The 24,315-nt window shown below is 72.2% G+C and carries 21 protein-coding genes; 7 read left to right on the top strand and 14 right to left on the bottom strand.

Annotated features, from left to right (window positions below; all coding sequences use genetic code 11):
- The first annotated feature begins 574 nt into the window (after positions 1 to 574).
- Positions 575 to 1,573, top strand: coding sequence for a tryptophan--tRNA ligase (gene trpS / locus ACFWU9_RS15845; RefSeq protein ID WP_384318538.1), 999 nt, complete (start codon positions 575 to 577; stop codon positions 1,571 to 1,573).
- 25 nt (positions 1,574 to 1,598) lie between these two features.
- On the opposite strand, the gene proC is transcribed toward trpS, so the two are convergent.
- From proC to ACFWU9_RS15805, 8 genes are all read right to left on the bottom strand, one after another.
- Positions 1,599 to 2,408, bottom strand: coding sequence for a pyrroline-5-carboxylate reductase (gene proC, locus ACFWU9_RS15840; RefSeq protein WP_384318536.1), 810 nt, complete (start codon positions 2,406 to 2,408; stop codon positions 1,599 to 1,601).
- 152 nt (positions 2,409 to 2,560) lie between these two features.
- The gene (locus tag ACFWU9_RS15835; protein ID WP_384318534.1) at positions 2,561 to 3,358 is read right to left on the bottom strand and encodes an ABC transporter permease; all 798 of its coding nucleotides are present in this window, start codon (positions 3,356 to 3,358) and stop codon (positions 2,561 to 2,563) included.
- The gene (locus ACFWU9_RS15830; RefSeq protein ID WP_384318532.1) at positions 3,355 to 4,125 is read right to left on the bottom strand and encodes an ABC transporter ATP-binding protein; all 771 of its coding nucleotides are present in this window, start codon (positions 4,123 to 4,125) and stop codon (positions 3,355 to 3,357) included. Before ACFWU9_RS15830 ends, ACFWU9_RS15835 begins: the two co-directional genes overlap by 4 nt.
- A gap of 51 nt (positions 4,126 to 4,176) precedes the next feature.
- Positions 4,177 to 5,301: an NAD(P)/FAD-dependent oxidoreductase gene (locus tag ACFWU9_RS15825; protein WP_384318530.1), complete on the bottom strand. Its 1,125-nt coding sequence runs from the start codon at positions 5,299 to 5,301 to the stop codon at positions 4,177 to 4,179.
- A 45-nt stretch (positions 5,302 to 5,346) separates the two neighbouring features.
- Positions 5,347 to 6,219, bottom strand: a complete 873-nt coding sequence (sigJ, locus tag ACFWU9_RS15820; RefSeq protein WP_384318528.1) for an RNA polymerase sigma factor SigJ — start codon at positions 6,217 to 6,219, stop codon at positions 5,347 to 5,349.
- Positions 6,220 to 6,292: 73 nt separating this feature from the next.
- The gene (locus ACFWU9_RS15815; protein WP_384318526.1) at positions 6,293 to 7,069 is read right to left on the bottom strand and encodes a class I SAM-dependent methyltransferase; all 777 of its coding nucleotides are present in this window, start codon (positions 7,067 to 7,069) and stop codon (positions 6,293 to 6,295) included.
- A gap of 73 nt (positions 7,070 to 7,142) precedes the next feature.
- Positions 7,143 to 7,721: a hypothetical protein gene (locus tag ACFWU9_RS15810; RefSeq protein WP_384318524.1), complete on the bottom strand. Its 579-nt coding sequence runs from the start codon at positions 7,719 to 7,721 to the stop codon at positions 7,143 to 7,145.
- A gap of 72 nt (positions 7,722 to 7,793) precedes the next feature.
- A complete protein-coding gene (locus tag ACFWU9_RS15805) occupies positions 7,794 to 8,144 on the bottom strand; it encodes an SH3 domain-containing protein (RefSeq protein ID WP_384318522.1) in 351 nt (116 codons plus the stop codon).
- Positions 8,145 to 8,283: 139 nt separating this feature from the next.
- Here ACFWU9_RS15805 and ACFWU9_RS15800 point away from each other — a divergent pair, with 139 nt between their 5' ends.
- Positions 8,284 to 10,491, top strand: coding sequence for a serine/threonine-protein kinase (locus tag ACFWU9_RS15800; RefSeq protein ID WP_384318520.1), 2,208 nt, complete (start codon positions 8,284 to 8,286; stop codon positions 10,489 to 10,491).
- Between the two features lie 114 nt (positions 10,492 to 10,605).
- Here ACFWU9_RS15800 and ilvD read toward each other — a convergent pair whose 3' ends face one another.
- The 4 genes from ilvD to ACFWU9_RS15780 all read right to left on the bottom strand — a co-directional run bounded on the left by ilvD (position 10,606) and on the right by ACFWU9_RS15780 (position 15,239).
- Positions 10,606 to 12,459: a dihydroxy-acid dehydratase gene (gene ilvD, locus ACFWU9_RS15795; protein WP_384318518.1), complete on the bottom strand. Its 1,854-nt coding sequence runs from the start codon at positions 12,457 to 12,459 to the stop codon at positions 10,606 to 10,608.
- Positions 12,460 to 12,594: 135 nt separating this feature from the next.
- Positions 12,595 to 13,206 carry a TetR family transcriptional regulator gene (locus ACFWU9_RS15790; protein ID WP_384318516.1) on the bottom strand — a complete coding sequence of 204 codons (612 nt, stop codon included), beginning with the start codon at positions 13,204 to 13,206 and terminating at the stop codon, positions 12,595 to 12,597.
- Positions 13,203 to 14,144 carry a sugar phosphate isomerase/epimerase family protein gene (locus ACFWU9_RS15785; RefSeq protein WP_384318515.1) on the bottom strand — a complete coding sequence of 314 codons (942 nt, stop codon included), beginning with the start codon at positions 14,142 to 14,144 and terminating at the stop codon, positions 13,203 to 13,205. Before ACFWU9_RS15785 ends, ACFWU9_RS15790 begins: the two co-directional genes overlap by 4 nt.
- A 138-nt stretch (positions 14,145 to 14,282) precedes the next feature.
- The gene (locus tag ACFWU9_RS15780) at positions 14,283 to 15,239 is read right to left on the bottom strand and encodes a Ppx/GppA family phosphatase (protein WP_384318513.1); all 957 of its coding nucleotides are present in this window, start codon (positions 15,237 to 15,239) and stop codon (positions 14,283 to 14,285) included.
- A gap of 39 nt (positions 15,240 to 15,278) precedes the next feature.
- On the opposite strand from ACFWU9_RS15780, the gene ACFWU9_RS15775 reads away from it, so the two are divergent.
- Complete coding sequence (locus tag ACFWU9_RS15775; protein ID WP_384318511.1) at positions 15,279 to 16,118, top strand: hypothetical protein; 840 nt, start codon at positions 15,279 to 15,281, stop codon at positions 16,116 to 16,118.
- Between the two features lie 28 nt (positions 16,119 to 16,146).
- Here the strand turns inward: ACFWU9_RS15775 and ACFWU9_RS15770 are convergent, their stop codons facing one another.
- On the bottom strand, positions 16,147 to 18,117 hold the full coding sequence (locus ACFWU9_RS15770) for a hypothetical protein (RefSeq protein ID WP_384318509.1): 1,971 nt from the start codon (positions 18,115 to 18,117) through the stop codon (positions 16,147 to 16,149).
- A 191-nt stretch (positions 18,118 to 18,308) separates the two neighbouring features.
- On the opposite strand from ACFWU9_RS15770, the gene radA reads away from it, so the two are divergent.
- Positions 18,309 to 19,721, top strand: coding sequence for a DNA repair protein RadA (gene radA, locus ACFWU9_RS15765; protein ID WP_384318507.1), 1,413 nt, complete (start codon positions 18,309 to 18,311; stop codon positions 19,719 to 19,721).
- A 44-nt stretch (positions 19,722 to 19,765) separates the two neighbouring features.
- Positions 19,766 to 20,899: a DNA integrity scanning diadenylate cyclase DisA gene (disA, locus tag ACFWU9_RS15760; protein WP_384318505.1), complete on the top strand. Its 1,134-nt coding sequence runs from the start codon at positions 19,766 to 19,768 to the stop codon at positions 20,897 to 20,899.
- 153 nt (positions 20,900 to 21,052) lie between these two features.
- Here the strand turns inward: disA and ACFWU9_RS15755 are convergent, their stop codons facing one another.
- Positions 21,053 to 21,925: a hypothetical protein gene (locus ACFWU9_RS15755; RefSeq protein WP_384318503.1), complete on the bottom strand. Its 873-nt coding sequence runs from the start codon at positions 21,923 to 21,925 to the stop codon at positions 21,053 to 21,055.
- A gap of 180 nt (positions 21,926 to 22,105) precedes the next feature.
- Between ACFWU9_RS15755 and ACFWU9_RS15750 the strand changes: the two genes are divergently transcribed.
- Together ACFWU9_RS15750 and ACFWU9_RS15745 are read left to right on the top strand one after the other, a co-directional pair.
- Positions 22,106 to 22,945: a phosphatase PAP2 family protein gene (locus ACFWU9_RS15750; protein ID WP_384318557.1), complete on the top strand. Its 840-nt coding sequence runs from the start codon at positions 22,106 to 22,108 to the stop codon at positions 22,943 to 22,945.
- 166 nt (positions 22,946 to 23,111) lie between these two features.
- Positions 23,112 to 24,032: an A/G-specific adenine glycosylase gene (locus tag ACFWU9_RS15745; protein ID WP_384318501.1), complete on the top strand. Its 921-nt coding sequence runs from the start codon at positions 23,112 to 23,114 to the stop codon at positions 24,030 to 24,032.
- Positions 24,033 to 24,315: the final 283 nt, after the last annotated feature.

Genomic DNA, 24,315 nt, shown 5'->3' with positions numbered 1-24,315 from the left:
ACGGACGCTTCCTTCGGTCCCGTCTCCGGGCCCCTCCGGGCTTTCCCTTCGGTCTTGCTGTCCTGCGTTTCCGACTCTATCAGAACCTTTCAGGCTCTGATTCCCAGTCAGCGGGATTGTCTTTCCGGCCCTGCGGCCGTTCCGACAAGTGAGACCTTAGCGGAACCGTTCCCCCGACGCTAATCGGGGTTTCGCGTCCCGTTTCGAACGCGGATTCCTCATTTCGCAAAAGCGCACGCAAAAGGAAGCGACCGGATGTCGCACGTTTGCTGGGTCTTGCGGAATGACCGTCCGGGGATCGACCGGGGTCGATGCTCACGTCGGACAGCTCGGAGAACATTACGTTCACGACTTGGACGTGTCAACCTCGGCCCAGCGGGGTAGGGACCGCGTACTCTTGCCCCCATGACCACGCATGCGTGCACTTTCAGCTGGCGGGCCGTCTGACGGCGGCCTGCTGACACGTATGTGACCAACGGCCGCCGCTCTGGCGGCCGTTCGCGTTTCTCCCCTCGTGGAGGTCCGAGAGCCCGGCCCCTGGGCGGTGGCTCCGACCAGGAGTGGGACGAGAGAGATGACGCGGATCTTCAGTGGGATCAAGCCGACGGGCCATCTGACGTTGGGCAACTACCTCGGGGCCCTGCGCAGGTGGGCCGAGGTGGATCAGTACCGGGCCGATGCCCTGTTCAGCATCGTGGACCTGCACGCCCTGACCGTGGAACACGATCCGGCCAGGGTGCGCCGGCTCAGTCGCCAAGCCGCGACGCTCATGCTGGCGGCGGGGCTGGATCCGGCCCGCTGCACCGTCTTCGTACAGAGTCATGTCGACGCGCACACCCGGCTCTCCTATCTGCTGGAGTGCACGGCGACGGACGGCGAGCTGCGGCGCATGATCCAGTACAAGGAGAAGTCCGTGCGGGCGAAGGCCGCCGGGCACAGTGTCCGGGCGTCGCTGCTGACCTATCCGGCGCTGATGGCGGCGGACATCCTGGCGTACCGGACCGACGAGGTGCCCGTCGGTGACGACCAGACGCAGCATGTGGAGCTGACGCGCGACCTGGCCGAGCGGTTCAACCTTCGCTACGGGCCGACCTTCACCGTGCCCAGGGCCACGAATCCGCCGGTGGCGGCGCGGGTGATGGATCTGCAGGATCCGAGTTCGAAGATGGGGAAGTCGCACGAGTCGGGGGCCGGGATCGTCTATCTGCTGGACGAGACGGATGTGCTGCGCAGGAAGGTGATGCGGGCCGTCACGGACAGCGGGCGCGAGGTCGAGTACGACCCGGTCGCCAAGCCGGGCGTGGCGAATCTGCTGGAGATTCTCTCGGCGTGCGGAGGTGGGAACCCCACCGAGCTGGCCGGTGTATACGAGTCGTACGGCTCACTCAAGCAAGACACCGCCGAGGCCGTCGTCGAGCTGTTGCGGCCGGTCCGGGCGCGGCACGCGGAGCTCGCGGCGGATCCCGGTCATGTGGACAAGGTTCTGAAGGAGGGTGCGGAGCGGGCCAGGGAGATGGCCCGGCCGGTGGTGGACGCGGCTTACGACGCGGTCGGGCTTCTGCCGGCCGGTTGACGGGAGGCGGTGCGGGAAGGGTCGGTCAGCCCTTGCCGGAGGCCAGTTCGCGGCTGCGGTCGCGGGCCGCTTCGATCGCGGCGATCAGGGCGGCCCGTACACCGTGGTTCTCCAGCTCGCGGATGGCGCTGATGGTGGTGCCGGCCGGGGAGGTCACGGCCTCGCGGAGCTTCACCGGGTGTTCGCCGCTGTCGCGGAGCATGACGGCCGCGCCGATGGCGGCCTGGACGATGAGGTCGTGGGCCTGGGCGCGGGGCAGGCCGAGGAGGATGCCGGCGTCGGTCATGGCTTCGACCAGGAAGTAGAAGTAGGCCGGGCCCGAGCCGGAGAGAGCGGTCGCCGCGTCCTGCTGGGACTCGGGGACGCGGGCGGTCTTGCCGACGCCGCCGAAGATCTCCTCGGTGTGGTTGAGGTCGGCGGCGGTGGCGTGGCTGCCACCTGAGATGACGGACATGCCTTCATCGACAAGGACGGGAGTGTTGGGCATGACGCGGACGACGGAGATACCCGTGGTGAGGCGTTCCTCGATGAAGGACGTGGGGATACCCGCGGCGGCGCTGATCACCAGGCGGTCGGCGGGGACGTGGGGGGCGAGTTCGTCGAGGAGCTTGCCCATGTCCTGCGGCTTCACGGCGAGGATGAGGGTGTCGGCGCGCTTGGCGGCTTCGGCGTTGGTGACGGGTTCGACGCCGTAGCGGTCCCGGAGCTGTGCGGCGCGTTCGGAGCGGCGGGTGGTGACCAGGAGGTCGGCGGGGCGCCAGCCGGCGCGGATCATGCCGCTGAGGAGGGCTTCGCCGATCTTGCCGGTACCGAGGACTGCGATGGTCTTGGTCATGCGGGGGCACCTCGCCGGTGGGGTGGGTCGAGCTGTCGTACACGGAACATTCGTGACCATCCTCGCACCGGCGGCGAGGGCGGGCCCGCCGTGTCCGTCTGGCGGAACGGCGGGCGTGGGGGGCCGGCGGAGTGGCCGGATCCGGGGCCGTTCTAGGCGGTGCGGCGGCGGAGGGTGGCGGCGCCGAGGCCGAGGACCAGGATCGCGCAGCCGGTGACGATCAGGACGTCGCGGACGAAGTTGCCGGTGATGTCGGGGTGGCGCAGGACCTCGTTCATTCCGTCGACCGCGTAGGACATGGGCAGGACGTTCGAGATCGCTTCGAGCACCGGCTGCATGTTCTCGCGGGCGGTGAAGAGTCCGCAGAGCAGCAGTTGGGGGAAGATCACCGCCGGCATGAACTGGACCGCCTGGAATTCGGAGGAGGCGAAGGCCGAGACGAAGAGCCCGAGAGCGGTGCCGAGGAGGGCGTCGAGGAGCGCGACGAGGAGGAGCAGCCAGGGTGATCCGACGACGTCGAGGCCGAGGCCCCAGACGGCGAGACCGGTGGCGAGCAGGGACTGGACGATCGCGAGGGCGCCGAAGGCCAGGGCGTAGCCGACGATGAGGTCGGCCTTGCCGAGGGGCATGGCGAGCAGGCGTTCCAGGGTGCCCGATGTGCGTTCGCGGAGGGTGGCGATGGAGGTGACCAGGAACATCGTGATCAGCGGGAAGATGCCGAGCAGTGAGGCGCCGATGGCGTCGAAGGTGCGGGCGTCGGCGTCGAAGACATGGCGAAGGAGGAAGAGCATCACGCACGGGACGAGGATCATCAGCGCGATGGACCGGGGGTCGTGCCGGAGTTGACGCAGGACGCGGGCGGCGGTGGCGAGCGTGCGGGCGCCGGAGAAGGCGCGCGGCGGGAGGGCGGTCGTCGGGGCCGAGGTCGGGGCGGGGGTCGACGTCGTCATCGGGGGGTCTCCTGGAGTGCGTGGGCGTTGGCCTCGTCGACCAGGTGGAGGAAGGCTTCCTCGACCGTTTCGCGGCCGGTGCGGGTGCGCAGGGCTTCGGGGGTGTCGTCGGCGAGGATGTCGCCCTCGCGCATCAGGAGGAGGCGGTGGCAGCGTTCGGCCTCGTCCATCACATGGGAGGAGACGAGGAGGGTGGCCGCGCGGTCGGCGGCGATGCGGTGGAAGAGCTCCCACAGGTCGCGGCGGAGTACGGGGTCGAGGCCGACGGTGGGTTCGTCGAGGACCAGGAGCTCGGGCGTGCCGAGCAGGGCGACGGCGAGCGAGACGCGGTTGCGCTGGCCGCCGGAGAGCCGGCCCGCGAGGGAGTCGGCGTGGGACATGAGGTCGACGTCGGCGATGGCGCGGTGGACGGTCCGGTCGCGGGCGTCGCGGTGGGAGCGTCCGGGGTGGAGGACGGCCGCGAAGTATTCGAGGTTCTGGCGGACCGTCAAGTCGTCGTAGACCGAGGGGGCCTGGGTGACGTAGCCGATGCGGGCGCGGAGCGTGGCGTCGCCGGCGGGGCGGCCGAGGACGTCCAGGGTGCCGGTGACCTTGGCCTGGGTGCCGACGACGGCGCGCATCAGGGTGGACTTGCCGCAGCCGGAGGGGCCGAGGAGACCGGTGATCTGTCCGGGTGGTACGGCGAAGTCGAGGTCGCGCAGCACGGTGCGTTCGCCTCGTACTACGCGCAGGCCGTGGGCGCGGATGGCAGCCTCTGCTTTATTCATCACGTGATGAATAATGCTCCCGTCCGCGCCGCACCGTCAAGGCCGGGGTGCTCAGCCGAAGCCCGGGATACGGGTCAGCAGTGCCGGCTGACGGGACGCCAGCTTCAGCGAGCGGACCGTGGAGCGGACGATCCCCTCTTTCACGAACGCCGCCGGCCGGCCGGTGAGGACCCGTTCACGGGGTGAGTCGTCGGGCCGTACGAACTGGACCAGCCCGTCGTGGCGGCCCAGGCTCAGACACTGGAGGTAATAGGAGAAACGAAGCGGTTTCGGCTCCTCGCCACGCAGTTCGGCGATGATCGCGCTGGCGGCCTGCGAGCCGCAGGGAAGCGCCGCCGCGCAGCCCATGCGCAGCGGACCGGCGGCGGCGGTGTGCCCTGCGGCCGAGTCGCCCACCCCGTACACCTCCGGATGGGAGACCGACCGCAGCGCCGCGTCGACCTCGACGCGCCCCCGGGGGTCGGTGCTGATGCCGGCGGCGCGCGCCAGTTCGGTGTTGGGCGTCATCGAGGCGGCCCAGAGGACGACGTCGGTGTCGATGTCGTCGGGGCCGGCGACACGGCGGCCTTCCTCGACGCGTACGCCGTGGCCGGCGAGCACGGTGCGGACATGGGCGCGGCCCTTGGCGGAGAGCCCCGGGCCGACGGCGTCCTCCGTGAGGAGGCCGACGCGCCAGCCGGGGTGGGTCTCGGCGAGTTCGGTGGCCAGCTCGATCCCGGTGAGGCCGCCGCCCACGACCGTCAGGGAGCCGGGTCCGTCCTGGAGGCGTTTGTGGAGTTCGGTGGCGGACTCGACCGTGTAGGCCCGGTCCTGGTCGCCGGGGCCGGCGGTCCGGGTGCGGCTGCCGAGGGCGTGGACGAGCCGGTCGTACGGCAGGACCCGGCCGTCGTCCGTCCGTACCTCACGGCCCACGGTGTCGATCGCCGTGGCGCGGGCGGCGACACGGACGATGCCCGTCGAACCGAGGAAGGAGGTCAGGGGGTGCGTGACGTCGGGGCGTCCGGCGGCGCGTTCGTGCAGGCGGACGCGTTCGGTGAACCGGTCGGCGGGGTCGACGAGGGTGACGTGGGAGTGCGGGGCGAGGCGCAGGGCGGCCATGAGCCCCGCGTAGCCCGCGCCGACCACGACGACCTGGAGCTTCTCCGAGGGGGAGGGATGTGTGTGGGTGGGTGTCATACAGGGGGGACGACGCAGCGCCTCCACTTGTGACGGTGATCGCGGTCACAGGCTCCCGAGGTCGAGATGGCGCAGCTTCTCCGGGTTGATCACGGCGTCGATCTCGGTGATCAGTCCTCCGTGCACGGTGAAGGCGAAGACGATGCCCCAGTCGTTGACGGGGTCGTGGACGACCAGGCCGGCGGCACCGTTCACCTCGCGTACGAAGGCGTTCATCGTCCCGGGGTCGTACTCGCGCATGAGGCGACGCGAGAAGCGGACGACCTTCTCGTCGCCGACGACGGGCAGCCTGGCCGCCGTGACCTTGCCGCCGCCGTCCGAGCGCCAGACCACCTCGGGGTCGAGGATCTCCAGCAGGCCGTCGAAGTCCCCGCCCAGCACGGCCGACAGGAACGCCTCGACCGCCCGCCGGTGCTCGCCCCGGTCGACGGACCGGCGGGGAGCGTCGGCCCTTACCCGGCGGCGGGCGCGGGAGGCCAGCTGCCGTACGGAGTCGGGTGTGCGGCCCACGACCTCCGCGATCTCCTTGAACGGCACGGCGAAGACGTCGTGGAGGATGAACGCGGTGCGTTCCGCCGGGGTCAGCCGCTCCAGCACCGTGAGCATGGCGAGCCCGACGGACTCGTCCAGCGTGACCCGGTCCTCGGGTCCGCCGTCGGTGACGACCGGCTCGGGCAGCCACGGTCCGACGTACGACTCACGCCGGGCGCGGGCGGAGCCGAGCTGGTCGTAGCAGAGCCGGCTGATGACGGTCGTCAGATACGAGCGGGGGTCGTCCGCCTCGTCGTCGGGCAGCCGCTGCCAGCGCAGCCAGGTCTCCTGGACCGCGTCCTCCGCGTCCGCGACCGAGCCGGTGATGCGGTACGCGATGCCCCACAGCCTCTTGCGCTCGTGCTCGAAAGCCGCCAGATCGGCCATGCGTCGGAGCTCCTCTCCCCTGTGCCGGACTCACACCCCGCCCGCCGTCAGCCGTCAGCCGTCAGCCGTCGGACTACGGGCCTCGGAGGAGAGACGACGCGGAGTCGCGAAATGTGACAGTCAGCTCGACCGCGTACGCCTCCTCGACCTGGCCGGACGGAAAGACCGTGAGCAGTTCGGCGCGTTCGGCCGCGAGGCAGGCGGCCGTGGCCTCGGGGCCGATGACGCGGAAGAAGGAGTGACTGCCCAGATTGGCGAGATGGGTGTCGAGCGGGACGGTGCGGGTCCAGTGCAACTCCCGCCGTACACGCGGCAGTTCCCGGGGCAGTCTCTCCGCGCGACGGCCGCCGGAGCCGTGGGCGTCCTCGGGTGCGAGCCGGTGCAGCCGTTCCTCCTGGGCGGCGACCCAGGGCACGGTGGCGTCGGCGACGTTCCACCACAGGGCGAGCGCGCCGCCGGGGCGCAGCACGCGCAGGGCCTCCGGGACGGAGCGGGCCGGGTCGGTCCAGTGCCAGGACTGGGCGTACGTCACCAGGTCGACGGAGGCGTCCGCGACGGGCAGGGCATCCCCCAGCCCCCTGACCAGAGGGGTGTCGGGCAGGCCCCGGCGCAGCTGGGCCGCCATGCCCGGTCCGGGCTCCACCGCGACGACCTCGGCGCCGCGCGCCCGCAGCAGACGCGTGGCGATGCCGGTCCCGGCGCCGACGTCGACGACGCGGGAGCCGCGGAGGGGGCGGCCGGTCAGTTCCTCGACGGTGTCGAAGAGCGCCGGCGGATACCCGGGCCTGGCCGCGTCGTACTGGCCGGCGACGACGTCGAAGGAGAGCGCGCGATCGGTCATACGTCCCATCCTGACGGGTGCGGGGCTACGAGGCGGGGGGTGCGGGCGCGCGGAGTCCGTCAGGAGCCGCAGGGCCCTGGCGTCACTTCCGCCTGGCGCGTGCGCCCTTCCGGGCGGCCGGGTTGCGTGTGCGGGCGGTGCGGCGGCGCTCGTACTGCGCGACGGCGCTCTCGTACTCGGTCCGCCGCAGCCCCTCCCCCGGCGCCTCGGTGAGCGAGCGCAGGAAGTAGGCGGCCAGCGAGCCGATGAAGCCGATGCCCTTGAGGCTGCGCAGCGCCTCCTCGCGGGCGGCGTCGACCGGCCGCTCGGAGAACCCTTCCCAGGTCTTGCGGAAGGCGATGGCGCCGCACACCGAGAACATGACGATGACGAGCACGCCCACGAAGGGGCTGGCGTTCGCGATCTCCAGCCCCTGGTAGGCGAAGCGCAGCAGGAAGCACCCGGCCACGGTGGCGGCCAGTGAGCCGGCGGCGACGCAGACACGTCGCACCCCGTACCCGCCGTCATGGGCGACCCAGGTCGTGCCGAAGAAGCGGAGGGGCTCGGGCCGGGGACCGCCGGGACCACCACCGTCGTCGCTGCCGCCGCCCGTGGACGGCGCTGTCGCCGACGCGACCGCGGTGGTGGTCTCGGCGGCTTCGCCGCCTTCGTGGGGGCTCACGCTTTTTCTCCGGCTCACAGGGCGATTATCCCCATGCGCCGGCGCGTGTTCCCAGGGCCCGGGGGCGTGCGCTCAGGCGCAGCGGGGGGCGACGTACCCGTCACTCCCTGTCATCACGTACGCGTCCGAGACGAACTGGCCGTTGGCGATGTTGTCCCAGAGATTCGACGTGCCGTAGGGCCCGTTCACCGTCGTACCCGGCTTCTGGCAGTAGACCGGCACCTTCGCGTCGTACGGCAGGGTGCGTACCACCGAGTACTGCGTGCCGGGCCCCGAGCGCACGTTTACGCGGTAGCCGGGCGCGATCGGGTATTTGACCGCCGCCGCGACGAGTGTCGCCGCCTCGGCTTCGGCGCCTCCGACTGCCGGGTCCACGTCCGTTCTCGCGGGCTCCGCCACTTCCTCTACCTCTTCAACAGCCATCGCTGTCCTCCCCGTTGATGATCTTGCCGAATGTTCACTCTCCGCGACGCGCAGGCTAGCAACACCCTTTAGCCAGAGCCGCACAATCGACTAGGCTCCGTGAGTCGCGCTCGCTGAAAGCGACACGGGGGAATCTCATATGGAATACGCCGGTAGTTACCGCCTGGAGGCCTGTCTCGGCTCCGGCGGCATGGGCGTCGTGCATCTCGCGCGTTCCGCGTCGGGGCTGCGTCTCGCCGTGAAGGTGGTGCACCAGCAGTACGCGGCGGACCCCGAGTTCAGGGCCCGCTTCCGTCAGGAGGTCGCCGCCGCGCGTCGCGTCAGCGGCGCCTTCACCGCGCCCGTCGTCGACGCGGACCCGGACGCCGAGCGGCCCTGGATGGCCACGTCGTACATCCCGGGTCCGACGCTGGCCGAGCAGGTGAAGAGCAACGGGCCCCTGTCTCCGGCCGAGTTGCGCCGGCTGACGGCGGGGCTCGCCGAGGCGCTGCGGGACATCCACCGCGCCGGTGTCGTCCACCGCGACCTCAAGCCCGGCAACGTCCTCCTTACGGACAACGGCCCCCGGGTCATCGACTTCGGTATCTCGCGGCCCGTAGACAGCGATCTGCGCACCGAGACGGGGAAGTTGATCGGCTCGCCGCCGTACATGGCGCCGGAGCAGTTCCAGCGCCCGCGCGAGGTGGGGCCGGCGGCCGATGTGTTCGCGCTGGGGTCGCTGCTGGTCCACGCGGCCACGGGGCGTGGACCGTTCGACTCGGACAGCCCGTACATCGTCGCCTACCAGGTGGTCCACGACGAGGCGGACCTCGTCGGTCTGCCCGCGGATCTGGCGCCGCTGGTGGGGCGTTGCCTCGCGAAGGACCCCGGGAAGCGTCCCACGCCGGACGAGATCATGAACGAGCTGCGCCCGCCCTCGTACGAGGCGGACGCGTTCATACCGGCTCAACGGCGTTCCGTGGAGCGTCCGTTGCCGGTGCCGGGGGGCGAGCAGCGCACGCACGTCGGGCCGCACTCGCCGTCCACGGGCCGGACCGTGTCCGGTGAGCGGGACGGCAGGCGAGCCGACGGGCGGGAGTCGGTCGAGCCGAAGACCACGGGCGGCGGCGGACGGCGGCAGCACGTCAAGTGGCCGGCGCTGGCGATCGGCGCCGTGGTGCTCGTGTACGGCGGTCTCTGGGCCGCGCAGGGCTTCGGCGACCCCCAGACGCCCTCGGCCACCCCGCGGGGCTCAGGCGCGGCGGCGACGGCGGGCGTGGCCTTCAAGCCCTGGCTGGCCCCGACCATCGGGAAGTCCGCCGAGCGCGGCGTCGCACCGGCGTGTTCGTACACACCGGGCGGCTCCGGCGCCCCGGCGACACTGCTCTGCTCCACGCCCGGCGTCGCCGCCGCCCGGCTCGACCCGGCCGATGGACGGGTGATCTGGTCGCACGGCGCGGGCACCGAGACCCCGTCCGTCCCCGTCGTCTCCGGCGGGCTCGTCCACACCGTCCTCACCTCGGACAAGAGCGCGCGGCTGCGGGCGTACGAGAAGGACGACGGCACTCCGGTGTGGAGCACGGACGTCTCCGGCCACCAGGGCGGCGTCCACCACGCGGGCGACACCGTCCTGCTCGTGAAGGGCGACGGGCGCGTCGAGGCGCTGGACGGCGCCACGGGCAAGAGACGCTGGGAGCACCCGCTGCCCGGGCACTCCAACCCCGTCCTCGCCCTGCACAGCCCCGCGACCGGTCACACCTACGCGGCCGAGTCCTCGGACGACGGCCGTACGACGCTGGTCAGCGCGGTGGAGCCGAGGACCGGCGAACTCGCCTGGCAGCGACGGCTCGACGGGGATCTCACTCCGGTGGCCACCGAGCGCGGCGCCCTGTTCCTCACCTCGCTCTCCCCGGACTCGATGACGGACGCGATCGTGCGCTACGACCCCGCGAGCGGGGACGTACGCCGCAGTCCGCTGCCCTACGTCCTGGCCGACGCGCAGGTCACCGTGCGGGACGACACCGCGTATCTGCTGGCGCGCGGCGGGACCCTGCTGGCCGTCGACACCACCCGTACGGGAGAGAAGGCCGAGCCTCGCTGGCAGTTGGAGACCGACGTGGCCCGCTCGTCGAAGCCCGTCGCGACGGCAGGCGACCGGCTCTACTTCTCCGCCGCCGACGGGCAGTTGATCACCGTCGACACGGCGAACGGGTCCCTGGTCGGCCGTACGAAACCCCGACTGCTCTCCGGCAAGCTCGGCTACATGTCGGCGCTGCCCACCCCCGCGACGGCGCCCGGCCGGATCTACGCCGGCGCGCCCGACGGGTCCGTCTTCGCCGTGGACAGCGAGAACCCCGACACCTGGTGACACGCACCGGGTGACGGGGTCGCACTCGTTTCATCGGTCGCGGCCCGCGTGAGCGGGCCCGCCTCGGGCTCGGCCTCGGCCTCTGCTGTCGGCCGACTGCTGTCGGCCGCCGCGTCAGCCGCCCAGCAGGGAGACGTCCCGGACCGCGCCCTTGTCCGCGCTCGTCGCCATGGCCGCGTACGCGCGCAGCGCCACGGAGACCTTGCGCTCGCGCGCGACCGGCTCGTACACACCGTTCAGCGCGTCCCGCCGGGCCGCCAACTCCTCGTCCCCGACGAGCAGTTCGATCGAGCGTCCGGGGATGTCGATCCGGATCCGGTCGCCGTCGCGCACCAGCGCGATCGTCCCGCCGGACGCCGCCTCGGGCGAGGCGTGGCCGATGGACAGGCCCGACGTACCGCCGGAGAAGCGCCCGTCGGTGACCAGGGCGCACGCCTTGCCGAGGCCGCGGCCCTTCAGATACGAGGTGGGGTAGAGCATCTCCTGCATACCGGGGCCGCCGCGCGGACCCTCGTAGCGGATGACGATCACGTCGCCCTCGGCGATCTCCTTACGGAGGATCTTCTCGACGGCGTCCTCCTGCGACTCGCAGACGACGGCCGGGCCTTCGAAGGTCCAGATCGACTCGTCCACGCCGGCGGTCTTCACCACGCAGCCGTCGACGGCCAGGTTGCCCTTCAGCACGGCTAGTCCGCCGTCCTTCGAGTACGCGTGCTCCAGGGAGCGGATGCAGCCGCCCTCGGCGTCGAGGTCGAGCGTGTCCCACCGCTCGGACTGGGAGAAGGCGGTCGCGGAGCGCCTGCAGCCGGGCGCCGCGTGCCACAGCTCCACGGCCTCCTCGGAGGCCGAACCGCCGCGCACGTCCCAGGTCTTGAGCCACTCGTCGAGCGAGTCGGAGTGCACCGAGCGCACGTCCTCGTTGAGGAGGCCGCCCCGGTACAGCTCGCCCAGGATGGCGGGGATGCCGCCGGCCCGGTGGATGTCCTCCATGTAGTACGTGCCGCCGGGCGCGACGTTGGGCGCGACCTTGGAGAGGCACGGCACACGGCGCGAGACGGCGTCGATCTCGTCCAGGCCGTATTCGAGACCGGCCTCCTGGGCGGCGGCGAGGAGGTGCAGGATCGTGTTCGTGGAGCCGCCCATGGCGATGTCGAGCGCCATGGCGTTGTCGAAGGCCGCGCGGGTGGCGATGTTGCGCGGCAGGACGGTCTCGTCGCCGCCCTCGTAGTAGCGCTGGGCGATGTCGACGACCGTGCGGCCCGCGTTCTCGTACAGCGCCTTGCGCGCGGTGTGGGTGGCGAGGACCGAGCCGTTGCCGGGCAGGGCGAGGCCGATGGCCTCGGCGAGGCAGTTCATCGAGTTGGCGGTGAACATGCCGGAACACGAGCCGCAGGTCGGGCAGGCGTTCTCCTCGATACGGAGGATGTCCTCGTCCGAGACGGACTCGTTCACGGCGTCCGAGATCGCGTTGATCAGGTCCAGCTTGCGGACCGTGCCGTCGACCAGGGTGGCCCTGCCGGCCTCCATCGGGCCGCCGGAGACGAAGACCGTGGGGATGTTGAGGCGCATGGCGGCCATCAGCATGCCCGGCGTGATCTTGTCGCAGTTGGAGATGCAGATCAGCGCGTCCGCGCAGTGCGCCTCGACCATGTACTCGACGGAGTCGGCGATCAGATCGCGGGACGGCAGGCTGTAGAGCATGCCGCCGTGGCCCATCGCGATGCCGTCGTCGACGGCGATGGTGTTGAACTCACGCGGGACGGCGCCCGCGGCCTTGATCGCCTCGGAGACGATCCGGCCGACGGGGGCGAGGTGGGTGTGGCCGGGGACGAACTCGGTGAAGGAGTTGGCCACGGCGACGATCGGCTTGCCGATGTCCTCGCTCGCTACGCCCGACGCCCGCATAAGGGCGCGTGCGCCCGCCATGTTCCGGCCGTGGGTGACAGTGCGGGACCTCAGCTCGGGCATCGTCGCTCGCTCCTTCGGCAGATCCTTCGGTGGAAATGACTTTTTCGAGCCTACGCCCACCGCTCCAAGATCTGGACGGTCTGTCCGGAATGCGGGACGCCAGTCCGCGTTCTCGCGAACGGGCGTCCGCATTGCTCAGGCTTCGGTCAGATACCGCTGGAGCGTCGGCGCCACCAGTCTGACGATCTCCTCGGTGTCCACGGAGGCCAGCGGCTCGGCCTTCAGCACGTACCGCAGGATCGCTATCCCGATCATGTGCGAGGCGGCCAGCTCGGCACGGAAGGTGGGATCCGGTACGTCCAGTTCCACCGCGATCCGCTCCAGCAGCCGTCGCAGCACGAACTTGCGCAGCACGGCGGCGGCCGTCTCGTTCGTCACGGCGGAACGGAGGATCGCGAGCAGGGGGGCCCGGGACACCGGGTTCTCCCAGACGCTGATGAAGTAGCGCGCGAGCCGCTCGCCGATGCGGTCCTTGCCGCCGCTGAGCAGCGTGGGAAGCACCATGGCCGGCTCGAAGGAGACCTCGATGGCGGCGCCGAAGACCTCCTCCTTCGTACCGAAGTAGTGGTGCACGAGGGCGGGATCCACCTCGGCGGCCTTCGCGATGCCACGCACCGACGTCTTGTCGAAGCCGCGCTCGCCGAACTCGCTGCGGGCCGCCTCCAGGATCCGCTCGCGCGCGCCGGGGCCGGTGTCCGTGTCCGAGCGGGCGGGGCGGCCACGGCGGCGCGGGGCCGTACCTGTCATGGGCGGGCGATCCCGGGCCGGCCGTAGGACACGCTCGGCCGCGCGGGCCGCGTCTCCGCCGACGGTCCCGATCTCGGTCCCGGACCCGGTGCCTGTCCGGCCCGCGGTCCCGCGGGGGTGGCGGCGGTCGCCCCGGTGGAGGCCAGGTGCAGCCGGGTGAAGGCCAGCGCCTCCGCCAGGTCGGCCTCGCGTTCGGCCGAGGACATGGCGCGCCGGGTGTTGACCTCGATGACGACATGCCCGTCGAAGGAGCTGCCCGCCAGCTGTTCGAGCAGTTCGGCGCAGGGCTGGGTGCCACGTCCGGGGACCAGGTGCTCGTCCTTGGCCGAGCCGTTGCCGTCGGCGAGATGGATATGGCCCAGCCGGTCGCCCATGCGGCCGACCATGGACATCGCGTCGGCGCGGGCGGTGGCGGTGTGTGACAGGTCGACGGTGAAGTGGCGGTAGTCGTCCTTCGTCACGTCCCAGTCGGGCGCGTACGCGAGCACCTCACGGTCCCGGTAGCGCCAGGGGTACATGTTCTCGACGGCGAAGCGCACATCCGTCTCGTCGGCCATCCGCCAGACGCCGGCGACGAAGTCGCGCGCGTACTGCCGCTGCCAGCGGAACGGGGGGTGTACGACGACGGTGGAGGCGCCCAGCCGTTCGGCGGCGGCCCTCGCCCGCTGGAGCTTGGTCCACGGGTCGGTCGACCAGACCCGCTGTGTGATCAGCAGACATGGCGCGTGGATGGCGAGGATCGGCACCCGGTGGTAGTCGGAGAGCCTGCGCAGTGCCTCGATGTCCTGGCTGACGGGGTCGGTCCAGACCATGACCTCCACGCCGTCGTAGCCGAGGCGCCCGGCGATCTCGAAGGCCGTCGCCGTGGACTCCGGATAGACGGAGGCCGTCGACAGCGCGACCTTCGCATCCGGGACGCGCACCACTGGTTCTGCCACGGGGACAGGGTACGGGCACCGGCGGGCGGCTTCGCGGGGACCGGAGCGGAAAGTGACGAGTGCAACGGCTCGCCCTCCGAAGGAGGACGTCCGCCCGCCCTCCTGAGGAGGTCGGGCGGACACAACGCCCATGGGCGCTCAGACGGCGGTCGCCGCCGAGACCTCCGTCGTCGGCAGCTGGTCCAGCCGCCGAAGGATCACACCCTCGCGCAGCGCCCAGGGACAGATCTCCAGCTCGTCGACGCCGAACAGATCCATCGCCGCGTCCGCGACCAGCGCGCCCGCGAGCAGCTGGGGCGCCCGCCCCTCCGACACACCGGGCAGCGCGGCACGGCGTGCGGCGGGCATCACCGCCAGTTTGGGGACCCACTCCTCCAGCGATTTACGGCTCAGGTCCCGCTGCACGTAGAGCCCCTCGGCGGAACGGGCGGCCCCCGCGATCCGCGCGAGCTGCCGGAAGGTCTTGGACGTGGCCACGACATGGTCCGGCTCGCCGAAGCGGGTGAACTCGCCGACGGAACGGGCGATCTCGGCCCGCACATGACGGCGCAGGTCGCGTACGGCCCCCGGATCGGGCGGATCGCCGGGCAGCCAGCCCGCGGTGAGACGGCCCGCGCCCAGCGGCAGGGACACCACGGCGTCCGGTTCCTCGTCGACGCCGTAGGCGATCTCCAGGGAGCCGCCGCCGATGTCCAGGACCAGCAGCCGCCCCGCCGACCAGCCGAACCAGCGGCGCGCGGCGAGGAAGGTCAGCCGCGCCTCCTCCTCTCCGGTCAGGACGTGGAGGTCAACGTCCGTCTCCTCCTTGACCCTGGCGAGTACCTGGTCGGCGTTGCTGGCCTCGCGCACGGCGGACGTGGCGAACGACAGCACCGCTTCGCAGCCCTTGTCCTCGGCCGCCTGGAGCGCGTCGGCGACCGTGGCCACCAGCCGGTCCACGCCCTCGGGGCCGATCGCGCCGTCGGCGTCGAGCAGCTCGGCGAGTCTCAGCTCGGTCTTGTGGGAATGGGCGGGCAGCGGGCGCGCGCCGCGGTGGGCGTCGACCGCCAGCAGATGGACGGTGTTCGAACCGACGTCGAGAACTCCGAGTCTCATGGGCGAACGCTACTGCGAGGACACGCATACGCTGGACCCGTGCCAAAGACGAACAAGGCGAAGCCGGGCAAAGCCAGACGCGCCAAGAAGCAGCACGAGCAGGTTCCGCCCGACGAGAAGGGGCTGGACTTCGCGCGGTCCTGGGTCGAATTCCCTGATCCGGCCGACGACGAGCAGGTCTTCCGGTGCGATCTGACCTGGCTCACCTCCCGCTGGACGTGCATCTTCGGCAGCGGCTGCCAGGGCATCGACGCTGGCCGCGCCGACGACGGCTGCTGCACGCTCGGGGCGCACTTCTCCGACGAGGACGACGAGAAGCGGGTGGCCGGGCACGTGAAACGGCTCACTCCGGAGCTGTGGCAGTTCCACGACGTGGGCACCGACAGCGGCTGGGTGGAGACGGACGACGACGGCGCCCGTAAGACGCGCCGCTGGGACGGCTCCTGCGTCTTCCAGAACCGGCCCGGCTTCGCGGGCGGCGCCGGCTGCGCCCTGCACATCCTGGCGCTGCGGGAGGACCGCGAGCCGCTGGAGACGAAGCCGGACGTCTGCTGGCAGCTGCCGGTCCGGCGTACGTACGACTGGATCGAGCGGCCCGACGAGTCGCGGGTGCTCCAGGTGACGATCGGCGAGTACGACCGGCGCGGCTGGGGTCCCGGCGGCCACGACCTGCACTGGTGGTGCACATCGGCGACGTCGGCGCACGGCGCAGGCGAGCCGGTCTACCGGACGTACCGGCCGGAGCTGACCGAGCTGATGGGCAAGGCGGGGTACGACGCGCTGGTCGAGCTCTGCGAGGCACGGCTGGCGAGCGCGCTGCCGCTGGTGGCTCCGCACCCGGCCGACCCGGTACGGACACCCACCGCGCCTCCGGTCTGACGACGGGGGACGGCGGCGGCGCGCCCGGTCAGGGTGACGCGGGTGGGGTGTCCGACCCGCCCGGGCCGCCCGGATCGGACGGGGCGCCGGGCGGGCCGGGATCGCCGGAGCCGGGTGGCGGGTCGGTCGGGTCCGGGGGATCCGTCGGGTCGCCCGTGCCGGGCGGCGGGTCGGTGGGGTCGGTCGGGCCCGGACCGGTCGGATCACCCGGGTCGCTCGGGCCCGGGCCGCCCGTGCCCGGCGGTGCGGACGGCGGGCGGGTCGGCTGCGGCCGGCCGGGACCGGGCCCCGGACCCGGGCCGGGATGCCACGAGGACGGCGGCCTGGCACCGTAACCGCTGATCGCGACCGCCGAGCCCGTCGGGCTCAGCCCGATCCGGGCATGCCATGGGCCGGACGGCTCGCGCGCGTGGTCCACATGGACGTGGACGGTGACGGACCTGCCGGGGGCGAGCGTGCCGGACGTACGGCTCAGCCGCAGCCAGGACGCGCTGGTCCAGGCCGACCACGCGACGGGCGTCTCGCCGGTCGCGGTGAGCGTGATCCTCGTACGGTCGCCGGTCGACTCCGCCGTCACGGCGAGCCGTCCCGAGCCCGCTGCGGGGGTGCCGCCCGTGCCGTCGCTGACGACCTCGACGGAGACGTCCGGGTCCTGGCTGCCGCCGGCGAAGGGCCCACCGGGCCGGTTCTCGGCGTTGCCCGCGTTCTCGTAGGTGTCGTACGGATCGGCTCCCTGCGCACCGCGCCGCTCGGCCTCACCGGCGCTGACCGACGTACCGCCGTGGCCCTCGCCGGTCGGCGGCGCGCCCCGGTACGCCGCCCAGAGGGCGAGCACGGGCGCGGCGACGACGGTCGCCACCACGGTGGTCGTCACCGCCCGCGCGCGCAGGCGGTCGCGGCGGGCGGCGCGGTCCTTGGGGTCCATGGGGAAGCCGTTGCGGCCGAAGCGCGGGGTGGTGGCGCGGGCGCGCGGGGTGTTCGTCATCGCGGTGTACGCCGCGTGCCGGGGGGCCTCGACGAGCGGCAGGACGGTGGGGGACGCGGCCCAGGAGGGCACGCCGGACGAGGTGCTCCCGGGGGCGCGGGTGGAGGCGGCCGAGCCGGGCCAGGGGCCCCCGGCCTCGGCGCGCTCGGCGGCGCGGCGGCAGCGCGGGCAGTCGTCCACGTGCCGGACCAGTTCACGGCGGAGCGCGGCCGAGAGCAGTACCCGGTCGTCGCCGGTGAGCTGGGCGACGGCCGGGCAGTTGCCCGTCTCGACCACGGCGAGCGCGGCCCTGGTGCGCTCGACCTCGCAGGCGGCGGAGTTGAGCAGTTCACGCGCGGGCAGCGGCTCCATGGACAGGACGGCGGCGATGTCCCGCGCGCCGAGCCCGTGGCGTACGGCCAGTTCGAGCGCTTCGCGCTGCTCCGGTGTCGTGCCGGCGGCCTCGGGCCAGGCCAGCACGGCAAGTTCACGCCGGCGGCGCGTGGCGACCTCCGGCGGAAGGTCGGCGCCGCCCGGATCAGCGCCGAAGATCCCGCCCGGCTCGCGACGGCCCGAGTGCGCCCCCGGGCGGTTGGCGCGCCGCTCACCGAGTCTGCGCAGACAGGCCCAGCGGGCGAGCGCGTAGAGCCATGCCGCGCGCTCCCCCTCGCCCTCCGGACAGCGCCCGTAATGGCGCTCGGAGACGGCCAGGACCTGGCCGAGCACCTCGGTGGCCGCGTCGTGGTCGCACAGCACGGAGAGGCAGTACGTGAAGAGCCCGTCGAGATACGGCTCGTACCGCACGGGCGGCCGGTGGGCCTCCGGTGGGCGGGCGTCCCGGTCGCGCGGCTGCGCCCGGTGGGTGCCCGACCGGCGTGTGCCCGATCGCGACGCCTCCTCCGACCGCGCCGTGTCGGACGGCGCTGTGCCGGACGGCGCCGTCTCCGATCGCGCCGTCTCCGATCGGGGCGCGCGGCGAGGCGCGCGGTGTGCGCCGGTGGTGTGTGCGGGGGGCTCCAGTCTGCTGCTCGTCACCCGGCGACGGTAGACAGGGGAGCGCGCGACGCTCCCGACGCTTGCCTACTTTTAATCCATACGGATGAAACGTCCCTCGTGCCCGTATCTTCTCCGTCGACGCCTCGCCCGGGTCGCGCGGGCACGGGTCCGGAAGCGCCGAAGTGGCCGCCGCGGTAAGGGATGTCAGTGGTCGCCTATACGGTGGCGCCATGGCTGTCGCCCGTACGAAATCCACCAAGGACAGGCCGTCCTACCGCTGCACCGACTGCGGTTGGACGACCGTCAAATGGCTCGGCCGCTGCCCCGAGTGCCAAGCCTGGGGCACCGTCGAGGAGTACGGCGCGCCCGCCGTACGGACGACGGCCGCCGGACGGGTCAGTACCCCGGCCCTGCCGATCGGCCAGGTCGACGGGCGGACGGCCACGGCCCGCTCGACGGGCGTGGACGAGCTGGACCGCGTTCTCGGCGGGGGGCTCGTGCCGGGAGCCGTGGTGCTGGTGGCCGGTGAGCCGGGCGTCGGCAAGTCCACGCTGCTCCTGGACGTCGCGGCGAAGGCGGCCGACCCGGAGCACCGCACGCTCTATGTGACCGGCGAGGAGTCGGCCAGCCAGGTACGGCTGCGCGCCGACCGCATCAAGGCCATCGACGACCATCTCTATCTGGCGGCCGAGACGGACCTCTCCGCCGTCCTCGGGCATCTCGACGCGGTCAAGCCGTCGCTGCTCGTCCTGGACTCCGTACAGACGGTGGCCTCGCCGGAGATCGACGGGGCGCCCGGCGGCATGGCCCAGGTCAGGGAGGTGGCGGGCGCGCTCATCCGGGTCTCCAAGGAGCGCGGCATGTCCACCCTGCTCGTCGGCCATGTCACCAAGGACGGCGCGATCGCCGGCCCCCGGCTGCTGGAGCACCTGGTGGACGTGGTGCTCTCCTTCGAGGGCGACCGCCACGCACGGCTGCGGCTCGTGCGGGGCGTGAAGAACAGATACGGCACGACGGACGAGGTCGGCTGCTTCGAGCTGCACGACGAGGGCATCACGGGCCTGGCCGACCCCTCCGGCCTCTTCCTCACGCGCCGTGACGCGCCGGTCCCCGGCACCTGCCTCACGGTCACGCTCGAAGGCCGGCGCCCGCTCGTCGCGGAGGTGCAGGCGCTGACGGTCGACTCGCAGATCCCCTCGCCCCGGCGCACCACCTCGGGCCTGGAGACCTCCCGCGTCTCGATGATGCTGGCCGTTCTGGAGCAGCGCGGCCGGATCAGCGCGCTCGGCAAGCGCGACATCTACAGCGCGACGGTCGGCGGCGTGAAGCTCTCGGAGCCGGCCGCGGACCTGGCGATCGCCCTCGCCCTGGCCTCGGCGGCGAGCGACACCCCGCTGCCGAAGAACCTGGTCGCGATCGGTGAGGTGGGCCTCGCGGGCGAGGTCAGACGGGTCACGGGCGTCCAGCGCAGACTGGCCGAGGCGCACCGTCTCGGCTTCACGCACGCCCTCGTCCCGACCGATCCCGGCAAGGTCCCGGCCGGTATGAAGGTCACGGAAGTGGCCGACATGGGGGCGGCTCTCAGCGTGCTTCCGCGCCGGGGTCGCGCGGACGCCCCACGGGACGGCAAGGACCGCCGGTAGACTTTGCCCTGGTCTCGCCCATCCGTACGAGCCGGAGGAGTGCAGTGGCAGCCAACGACCGGGCAGCAGCACCCGGAAAGTCCGGTGCCGGCCCCGGTGGATCCGGCACCGAAGCGCTGATGCGCGCCTCACTGAGCGCCGTAGCGCCCGGCATGGCGCTGCGTGACGGCCTGGAGCGGATCCTCCGGGGGAACACCGGCGGTCTCATCGTCCTGGGCATGGACAAAACCGTCGAGGCGATGTGCACGGGCGGCTTCGTGCTGGACGTGGAGTTCACCGCGACCAGGCTCCGCGAGCTGTGCAAGCTCGACGGCGCGCTCATTCTCGACAAAGACATCACCAAGATTCTGCGGGCCGGTGTCCAGCTCGTCCCGGACGCCTCCATCCCGACCGAGGAGACCGGCACGCGCCACCGCACGGCGGACCGGGTGTCCAAGCAGTGCGGGTTCCCCGTCATCTCGGTCTCGCAGTCGATGCGGCTGATCGCGCTGTACGTGGACGGGGAGCGCCGCGTCCTGGAGGAGTCCGCGGCGATCCTGTCGCGTGCCAACCAGGCCCTGGCGACCCTGGAGCGGTACAAGCTCCGGCTGGACGAGGTCGCCGGGACGCTCTCCGCGCTGGAGATCGAGGACCTGGTGACGGTCCGGGACGTGACGGCGGTCTCGCAGCGCCTGGAGATGGTGCGCAGGATCGCCACGGAGATCGCCGAGTACGTGGTCGAGCTCGGCACGGACGGGCGGCTTCTCTCCCTCCAGCTGGACGAGTTGATCGCGGGCGTCGAACCCGAGCGTGAACTGGTCGTACGGGACTATGTGCCGGAGCCGACGGCGAAGCGGTCCCGTACGGTCGCCGAGGCGATGACCGAGCTGGACGCGCTCTCCCACACCGAGCTGCTCGAACTGCCCGTCGTCGCACGGGCGTTGGGGTACAGCGGATCGCCCGAGACGCTCGACTCGGCGGTCTCGCCGCGCGGTTACCGGCTGCTGGCCAAGGTGCCCCGGCTGCCGGGAGCGATCATCGAGCGGCTGGTCGAGCACTTCGGCGGGTTGCAGAAGCTGCTGGCCGCGAGTGTCGACGATCTCCAGACGGTGGACGGCGTGGGCGAGGCGCGGGCGCGCAGCGTGCGCGAGGGCCTGTCGCGGCTGGCGGAGTCGTCCATCCTGGAGCGGTACGTCTGACGTACGGGCAGGGCCTCACGTACGGCACGGCCTCCGGCACTGCCTCATGTACGGCACCGGCTCACGTACGAAGAAGGGCCGCGCCACCGTCGTTCAGCGGTGGCGCGGCCCTCCTCCGTACCCGGGTCGCGTTCGTGAGTCGTCCCTCTCGGGTCAGTCCTTGTCCAGCCGGATCGACGTCTGGCCCTGCTTGACGGTCGCGCGGGACGCCGCCGCCTCGACCAGATAGGTGCCCGGTTCGGCCTTGCCCGGCGGGGGTGTCGCGCACTGCGGGACGCTCCGGGTGAGGTCCCAGACGACGGTCCGGGTGACCGTTCCGCCGGCGGGGACCTTCAGCAGCAACTGGCTGATCTTCGGGCAGTCCTTGGAGGACCAGATCTCGTCGCTCTCGGAGTCCGTGACGGTGAGCACCACGGACCTCGGTCCGAGGTCCGCCTTGCAGTCCGTGCCCGACCCGTTGGTGGCGACGATCCTGAACGAGGGCTTCTCGCCCGGCTCGTAGGCGACCTTGCGGCTCTCCAGCTTCAGAGTCAGCGTGCTCGCCGCGCAGTTGCGGAGGCTGGATCCGACCGGCACCTGCTCGCCGGTGCTGCTGCCGCCCGCGCCGTCGCTGACACCGCCGCCCCCGCTGCCGCCCCCGCCGCTGGCCGTACCGCCGCCGGAACCGGCCGAACCGCCCGTACCGCCACCGCCGTTGTCGCCACCGGCGCCGCCGTCGGCGCCCGGGTCCGCGTCCGTACCACCGCTGCCGGGGGCGTCGCTCCCACCGGTCTCGCCCGACTCGTCGCGTCCGCCCGGCTGTTCACTGATCGCGGGGCCGGATCCGGACGGTCCAGGGGTGATCGAGGGAGGGGGAGTATCGCCGTTCGCGGAGTCGTCACCCTTCTTTCCACCGTCGTCACCACCGGATGTGACGACCCACACGACGAGCAGCGCGAGCAGCGCGACCAGAGTCGCCGCTACTGCCCTCCGTCGCCAGTAGATGGAGGAGGGAAGCGGCCCGACCGGATTGCGCATAGATCCCACGGCGCAACTCTACGAGAGTTCAGGGCCAACTCCCGCCCCACATGGCGCTCTCCTCGCAAGTTTTACGGATCATCATCCCGCAATGGGCGCCCGGGTAGCCCCACTTACCACTTTCGTCAGGGGTTCGGCCGCCGAGGGCGAGGTGCGTGAGCGGTAGCTCGGAAGGTACCGTCCGTGACCATGGACCCCTCCGTCACCAGTGGCCTTTACCGCGACATTACTGATCTCGCCCATCAATCGCCGTCCTGGGTACGGCACTTCGTCGAGATCGGGACGGAGGCCGTGATCGTGATCCTCGGCCTTCTGTTTCTCGCCAGTTGGTGGCGCAGGCGGTCCGGAGACTCACGAGCCATGGCCAGGGCGGTGGTTGGGCCGCTGGCGACCGCCGTGGCCTATGTGAGCAGTGAGTTGGCGAAGAGCGCCGTGCAGGAGGAGCGACCGTGCCGCGCGGTCTCCGGCGCCGCCGCGTCGCTGGCGACCTGTCCGCCGGTCGGCGACTGGTCGTTCCCCAGCAACCACTCGACCATCGCCGCCGCCTCGGCGGTCGCACTCGCCATAGCCTGGCGGTGGATCGCGTTGCTCACGATCCCGCTGGCGCTGTTCGCCGCCTTCTCCCGGGTCTTCGTCGGTGTGCACTATCCGCACGACGTGGCGGTGGGGCTGCTGCTCGGCGGGCTGGTCGCGACGCTCGTGGTGCTGGCGCTGACGCGGCCCGCGCGGGTGCTGATAGAGACGATGCGGACGAGCCGTACGGGCGTGGTGGTCTGGTTCGCGGGACCGGGTCCGAAGCCGGGTGCGGGTGCGAGTGGAGGTGCGCGCGCCGGTGCCGGTGCGGGCGTGGTGCCGGTCTCCGGCGCTCCGGGCCGGGAGCCCGCTCGCGGCGCGGACCGGGGCGCGGACCGGGGCGCCGGCCACGGCGCGGCGGACGGAACGCCGGACGCGGCCGGGAGGGGGACGGCGGAGGACTCCGGCACGCTCAGCCTCGGCCGGGCGGGCGAACGGCCCCGTTCGCGCCGGTGAGCACAGGGGGTTCACCCATGGTCCAGCAGTGGTTCACCCCGGTCGGCCGGTACCGTACGAGTCCGGACGCGCCCCCTTCGCGCCCCCGTCACCACCCCGCGACGCCGGGCGCGAAGCGGGCGGCTGCACCGCCCCCACCGTCGAACGTGCCAGGATCGGTCCTGTCATGACTGCGACTCCTGCGACTTCCGCGACCACGGCGCCGGCCATCGCCCCGGCCGCCCTTCACGACCCCGTCATCGCGTGGTTCGACGCGCACGCCCGCGACCTGCCCTGGCGCCGCCCCGAGACGGGCGCCTGGGGCGTGATGGTCAGCGAGTTCATGCTCCAGCAGACCCCGGTCGCCCGGGTGCTCCCGGTGTACGAACAGTGGCTGACCCGCTGGCCGCGCCCCGCCGACCTGGCCGCCGAGGCGCCCGGCGAAGCGGTACGCGCCTGGGGCAGACTCGGCTATCCGCGCCGAGCGCTTCGGCTGCACGGGGCGGCCCTGGCGATAACGGAGCGGTTCGGCGGTGACGTACCGCGCGAGCACAGCCAGTTGCTCGCGCTGCCCGGCATCGGCGAGTACACGGCCGCCGCCGTGGCCTCGTTCGCGTACGGGCAACGGCATGCCGTCCTCGACACGAACGTGCGGCGCGTCTTCGCGCGCGCCGCCGCCGGTATCCAGTACCCGCCGAACGCGACGACGGCCGCCGAGCGGAAACTGGCCCGCGCGCTGCTGCCCGCCGACGAGCCGACGGCCGCCCGCTGGGCCGCCGCCTCCATGGAACTCGGCGCGCTCGTGTGCACCTCGAAGAACGAGGACTGCGCGCGCTGCCCGATCGCCTCGCAGTGCGCCTGGCGGCTGGCCGGCAAGCCGGTGCACCAGGGTCCGGCCCGGCGCGGCCAGACGTACGCGGGCACGGACCGGCAGGTGCGCGGCAAGCTGCTCGCCGTACTGCGGGAAGCGGTGGCGCCCGTACCGCTCGCGGCCCTCGATGCCGTGTGGGAGGAACCGGTGCAGCGGGCCAGGGCACTGGACGGGCTGGTGGCGGACGGACTGGTCGAGCCGATGGCCGACGATCTGTACCGGCTGCCGCTGACCTGACCGCCTCCCTCCTCGCCAGTCCTGGCCGGCCCCGGCTGTCAGGACCCTCCACCGCCGACCTGGCCGGCCCCTCCGGGCCGGCCTTTCGTCCGGACCCGCCCCCGTGCGCGCCCGCGCCCCTGTGCCGGCTCTCCGACCTGGGCGTGTTCGGCCGTTCGCCCGTTACTTCGCTCGTTACTCGTTCGTCCGTTCCATCCCCGCCGTTACACAACCGATGGATGTCCGTGCGTCCGCCGACGGCTGGCGCGCACGGCCTCGTGACAACCCCTCCGTAACTTCTGGA

Origin of the sequence: Streptomyces sp. NPDC058653 (genome assembly GCF_042716895.1) — a bacterium.
Taxonomy (GTDB): Bacteria; Actinomycetota; Actinomycetes; order Streptomycetales; family Streptomycetaceae; genus Streptomyces.
Note: the sequence above shows the minus strand (reverse complement) of the source record. Positions and strands in the feature narration are given on the sequence as shown.

What these genes read in the sequence shown, in the direction of transcription:
- trpS (WP_384318538.1), top strand. Translation starts at nt 575, where the DNA reads ATGACGCGGATCTTCAGTGGGATCAAGCCGACGGGCCATCTGACGTTG.
- proC (WP_384318536.1), bottom strand. Translation starts at nt 2,408, where the DNA reads ATGACCAAGACCATCGCAGTCCTCGGTACCGGCAAGATCGGCGAAGCC.
- ACFWU9_RS15835 (WP_384318534.1), bottom strand. Translation starts at nt 3,358, where the DNA reads ATGACGACGTCGACCCCCGCCCCGACCTCGGCCCCGACGACCGCCCTC.
- ACFWU9_RS15830 (WP_384318532.1), bottom strand. Translation starts at nt 4,125, where the DNA reads ATGAATAAAGCAGAGGCTGCCATCCGCGCCCACGGCCTGCGCGTAGTA.
- ACFWU9_RS15825 (WP_384318530.1), bottom strand. Translation starts at nt 5,301, where the DNA reads ATGACACCCACCCACACACATCCCTCCCCCTCGGAGAAGCTCCAGGTC.
- sigJ (WP_384318528.1), bottom strand. Translation starts at nt 6,219, where the DNA reads ATGGCCGATCTGGCGGCTTTCGAGCACGAGCGCAAGAGGCTGTGGGGC.
- ACFWU9_RS15815 (WP_384318526.1), bottom strand. Translation starts at nt 7,069, where the DNA reads ATGGGACGTATGACCGATCGCGCGCTCTCCTTCGACGTCGTCGCCGGC.
- ACFWU9_RS15805 (WP_384318522.1), bottom strand. Translation starts at nt 8,144, where the DNA reads ATGGCTGTTGAAGAGGTAGAGGAAGTGGCGGAGCCCGCGAGAACGGAC.
- ACFWU9_RS15800 (WP_384318520.1), top strand. Translation starts at nt 8,284, where the DNA reads ATGGAATACGCCGGTAGTTACCGCCTGGAGGCCTGTCTCGGCTCCGGC.
- ilvD (WP_384318518.1), bottom strand. Translation starts at nt 12,459, where the DNA reads ATGCCCGAGCTGAGGTCCCGCACTGTCACCCACGGCCGGAACATGGCG.
- ACFWU9_RS15790 (WP_384318516.1), bottom strand. Translation starts at nt 13,206, where the DNA reads ATGACAGGTACGGCCCCGCGCCGCCGTGGCCGCCCCGCCCGCTCGGAC.
- ACFWU9_RS15780 (WP_384318513.1), bottom strand. Translation starts at nt 15,239, where the DNA reads ATGAGACTCGGAGTTCTCGACGTCGGTTCGAACACCGTCCATCTGCTG.
- radA (WP_384318507.1), top strand. Translation starts at nt 18,309, where the DNA reads ATGGCTGTCGCCCGTACGAAATCCACCAAGGACAGGCCGTCCTACCGC.
- ACFWU9_RS15750 (WP_384318557.1), top strand. Translation starts at nt 22,106, where the DNA reads ATGGACCCCTCCGTCACCAGTGGCCTTTACCGCGACATTACTGATCTC.
- ACFWU9_RS15745 (WP_384318501.1), top strand. Translation starts at nt 23,112, where the DNA reads ATGACTGCGACTCCTGCGACTTCCGCGACCACGGCGCCGGCCATCGCC.